This window comes from Trichococcus sp. (assembly GCF_049589555.1).
Taxonomy (GTDB): domain Bacteria; phylum Bacillota; class Bacilli; order Lactobacillales; family Aerococcaceae; genus Trichococcus.
Genome location: NZ_JBAWAZ010000182.1, coordinates 1 through 4449 on the forward strand (window position 1 = coordinate 1; position 4449 = coordinate 4449).

Sequence of the window (4449 nt, forward strand, 5' to 3'; positions counted from 1 at the left end):
TGATCCCCAACCAGGTGCCGTGAGCGCTCAAGTCTTTCCCGGCAAGTATATTGGGATGATCCAGCCAGAAATGTGCAGGCAGCGACGGACGATCATATTGCTCGTCCCGATTGGCCACGAGCATCAACTTGTACGACGCGTGTTGGCTGAGTTGCATTGAAATCAGGCACATATGTATTCCCCCAGAAAAATGATCTTATTTTCAACAGTATAACACGCTCCTGCTGTGAGGCTGAAGTGAAGAAACCTCGTGGGGGCAAGGCCTGCTGAATGCTGGTCGACCGTCTATTCCAAATTTCAAAACGCGCTGGATATGAGCTATAATAAGGATGGGAGTAACGCCGCCGCGCCAATCGGAAATGCAGCGACAGGATAGACACTATTCGAAGGAGTTGTTTAGGATGCTAAAGGATAGAAAAACATATTGGACAGTACTGCTGGTCAGTCTTTTTCTGGCAAGTTGCAGCCAAACGCAGGAAACAGCTGAAGAAGAAAGTTCCTCTCAAGCGACCGCACAGAGCAGTTCAGCAACTAGCACAGCAAGCAGCGACACGGAGACGGCATCGGCGGAATCCAATGAAGTCGGCGATCGTCTCGGCAAACTATCAAAAAGCTACATCGACATCATGGAAAGCGGCACATACTATATGGCTTTCCGTTCCACGACAACATATGAAGGCAAAATGATGGAATCCGAGACGATGATGACCATTTCAGGCGACAGAACCGCGATGCATTCTAAGACTGCAGAGACCGACACCGTGATGCTCCTGATGGATGGCAATACCTACATGATCGACCATGTCAGCAAAACGGTGATCGTGATGCCCCAGACAATGACTGAAGGGGATGAGACTCTCCCGGAAATCCCGGAATCAAGCGAACCGGTAGAAGTGGATGACATCGAATACATCGGCAGCGGCGAGGAAGACGGCTTGGTGTACGAGGAATATCGTACCGAGAGCGGTATGCAAATATTCTACTATTTTGATGGCTCCGACCTGAAAAAAATCAAGACGATCGATGAAGCGTTCGAATCGGTCCTGGAAATCATTGAATTGTCCGATAACGTGTCGGAGGTTGCTTTTGAAATCCCGGCAGACTATCAGCAAGTGACCTATTGAATTGATTGAAAGCAAATTATTGTTATGGTTGAACGACTCTTTACGAAAAAAGGTTCGTGATCCCCGCAAGGGTCACGAACCTTTTTTGATGCTATTCTTCTGGTTGGTTATCATTATCCGGAACATCCCTTGCCACATCCACGGTCGCGAAATCCTTAACGGGTGTGGATCTGTCCACTAAGTCAGGCTCATCCTCCACCAATTCAAATGTACCGGCTACTTCACCAAAGTAACGATTGTAACGCTGTTTGAATTTCTCGAGGACATGTTCGAGCAGGATCTTCAGCATCGCGAATAGCGGCACGCCCAAAATCATCCCGATAAAGCCAAGCAGATTGCCCATGATCAGCAAAACGATGATGATCATCAACGGATGCATCTTCAAGTTCCGCCCCATGATGCTCGGTTCGATGATGTTGCCTTGGATGAATTGCGCCAAAGCCCAGACGACGGCCATTTTCAGGAGCATGGTCGGAGACGTGAAGGCAGCCACGAATAAAGCTGGGATGACACCGATGGTAGCACCGATGAATGGGATGACCGCTGTCAAGGTAGCGATCAACGCAAGGACGAATGCGTAATCCAAACCGATGATCAAATAACCGACTATCAACAAGGCACCCAGACTCAAGGCAACGAGCAGCTGGCCTTGTACATAGGAACCGACCTGAAGTGACATCTGTCTGGATATCTTTTCGATATCAGCGCGGAAAACAGGCGGGATGTTCTTCATGACAAAAGGTTGGAACTTTCCTTGGTCCTTCAGCATGAAGAAAAGGATGACAGGGAAAGTGACTGTCACGACCACTACGCTGGAAATGGTGGAAAAGATGTTCATGATTTTTTCGCTCGAGTTGCCGATCCAGGCCAGAATCAGGTCAGGGATACTGCCCACTGTGCTGTCCAGCCAAGTTTGCGCTTGTTCATAATAATCCTTGAAGGTAGTGTTCGCGAGCAGTCTGTCGAAATAGGCGTTCATCTGTTCGATGTAGGTAGGAAATTCATTGACCAAATTGGTTAGTTGGCTGGACAAAATCGGAACCAAAAGGCCAACCCCATAGACCAACATCAAAATGAAGAGGACAAAGACGAGCGAGGTCGCCATTCCCCGGTTGATCCTTCTTCTTTCAAGGAAAGTCACCATCGGATTGAAGATATAATAGAAGACGATTGCTAAAATAACAGGTGCCACGATGGTCGAAAAAATGACCTGAAGCGGTTTGAAGATGAAAGAGATGGTATCCATTGTGAAGATGAGCACGCTGATCAGGATCAGGATGGACAGTATAAAGATGATTGTTTTGCCGCCTAAAAAGGAGATGAGGCGGGTATCTTCGGGAATTGTTATTTTCGTTTCTTTTTTTTGCATAGGCTGTCCTTTCTTACGCCGTCGTCGGCATAACGTATTTCTGGTTTAAGTTTACCAGAGTTACGCTTGAATGCCATACTGCAAAGGTCCTATTTCTGAAAATTCTGTCGTTCGATTGTTCTGTTGAGGTTGCAACGAGGGACTGTGTTAAAATGACAGAACAAGAAACAACACCAAAGGAGACAACTATATGAAACACAGCATCTATACACGCACCGGCGATAAAGGCAACACCCGCATCGGAGGAGGAAAAGCCCTTCCGAAAAATGCCGAAAGAATCGAAGCTTTCGGCGCGCTGGACGGGCTGAACTCTTGGTTCGGGCTGGTCCGCACGAAAAACGATTGCGGAGAGGATATCCAGGAGGACATGGCGCTCATCCAACAGTTGCTGTTCGATTGCTCATCGGATCTGTCGAGTCCGAAAGGGCACCGGGAGTACAAGCTCGTGCAGGATCACATCGACTGGTTGGAGAAGAAAATCGATAAATACAGCGAAGAACCGGAGGAGACGCAATATTTCATCATACCGGGCGGAACGGAACTGGCAAGCTGGTTCCACATTTTGCGGACTACGACCCGCGACGCGGAACGCCGAATCGTCACTTTCATGGAGGCGGAGCCGAAAGAAGTGAATCCGTTCGTCCTGAAGTTCATCAACCGGCTTTCTGACTATCTGTTTGTCGTGGCCCGGGTCGCCAATGCCCGCAAAGGCGTTCCTGACGTGCCGTACGAGCGCAGCGAAAAAGTGTTCCACATTTCTGGAGATACGGAGTGTTCCAAGGCGAAACCGGAATAATAGGGTAGGCCAGGAATCGGGTTCTCCTCCGGTGAGGAGAACTTCCGCCGGAGAAGAGAATCCCACCAAAATGTCACCTCCGGTCCACGCGGCTTCGCCGGAGTTCGGCATTCTGGAAATAAGTCTCCTCCGGCCAACAGATCGCTCGCCGGAGCTGAGCTGCTTGGGGGGAATCATCTTCTCAGGCCGCCGCACCTGGAAGCACCCACACATTGCTCCAAACAACAACGCCCAAGGATTCCAGCAGCAGACTGCCGGGATCCTTGGGCGTTTCGTTTATTTCGCATTAAATAATCAGCGCAATACCGCTGGCAAAGCTTCGATAAGATCAGAAGCCATCAAGCTGTATTCGGATTTTTCCTGGGCGGTGATATCGCCCGCCAAACCGTGGATGTAGACGCCCAGTTTGGCCGCCTCGGAAGGGGTCGAGCCTTGAGCCAACAAGCCGGCGATGATGCCGGTGAGGACATCGCCTGAACCGCCAGTCGCCATGCCGTTGTTGCCGGTAGCGTTGATGAAACGCTCATCCTGATGGGCCACGACAGTCCGGGCATCCTTCATGACAAAAGTCAGATCCGTATCAGCCGTACAAAAGTCCGCAGTCCCCAAGAGATCCGCTTTTATTTCCGCCAAATCCTTATCCAAAAGACGCGCCAGTTCCTTCAAGTGAGGGGTAAGGATGCTTCCCTCAGGAACGGTCTGCGCCATTTTGCTGATGCGGGCACCGGAATCGTTCCCCGCCAAAGAGGCTTCGTTGAAACGATCGGAAAGGATGTTCAAGGCATCCGCATCGATGATCAGAGGGATCTGGCTGTTTTCGAGGACCAGATCGACTACCTTGCGGGCTGCATCGGATTTCCCGATTCCGGGTCCGAGGACGATCGCATCGGCGCAGGACAACGCTGCGATGATTTTCAGGCGCTCGCTCTCCTGATCCAATCCGTCCGGCTGGTAAGTCGTCAGGATGGCTTCAGGCAGCTGCATCTGAAGGATGGCGCGGTTTTCATCCGGTGTGATGATCTGGACCAGCCCGGCGCCGGTACGGTAGGCGGCTTTTGCCGAAAGGAAGGCAGCCCCGCTCATGTTTGCGGATCCGGCGATGATCACGACCCGGCCGTAAGTGCCTTTGTTCGAATAGGCCGCGCGTCTCGGAAGCGAAA

Annotated in this window: 5 protein-coding genes; 2 read left to right on the top strand and 3 right to left on the bottom strand. The window is 50.7% G+C overall.

From position 1 onward, the window contains the following. On the bottom strand, nucleotides 1-172 hold a 172-nt coding region (locus tag WBV27_RS07125), incomplete at its 3' end, for an NRDE family protein (RefSeq protein ID WP_424200691.1). A gap of 229 nt (nucleotides 173-401) precedes the next feature. On the opposite strand from WBV27_RS07125, the gene WBV27_RS07130 reads away from it, so the two are divergent. Next, nucleotides 402-1124 carry a hypothetical protein gene (locus tag WBV27_RS07130; RefSeq protein WP_424200683.1) on the top strand — a complete coding sequence of 241 codons (723 nt, stop codon included), beginning with the start codon at nucleotides 402-404 and terminating at the stop codon, nucleotides 1122-1124. Between the two features lie 91 nt (nucleotides 1125-1215). On the opposite strand, the gene WBV27_RS07135 is transcribed toward WBV27_RS07130, so the two are convergent. Then, complete coding sequence (locus WBV27_RS07135; RefSeq protein ID WP_424200685.1) at nucleotides 1216-2493, bottom strand: AI-2E family transporter; 1278 nt, start codon at nucleotides 2491-2493, stop codon at nucleotides 1216-1218. Nucleotides 2494-2683: 190 nt separating this feature from the next. Between WBV27_RS07135 and WBV27_RS07140 the strand changes: the two genes are divergently transcribed. Beyond that, complete coding sequence (locus WBV27_RS07140) at nucleotides 2684-3289, top strand: cob(I)yrinic acid a,c-diamide adenosyltransferase (protein WP_424200687.1); 606 nt, start codon at nucleotides 2684-2686, stop codon at nucleotides 3287-3289. A gap of 294 nt (nucleotides 3290-3583) precedes the next feature. Here the strand turns inward: WBV27_RS07140 and WBV27_RS07145 are convergent. Beyond that, the coding region (locus tag WBV27_RS07145; protein WP_424200689.1) for an NAD(P)H-hydrate dehydratase at nucleotides 3584-4449 on the bottom strand (866 nt) is incomplete at its 5' end.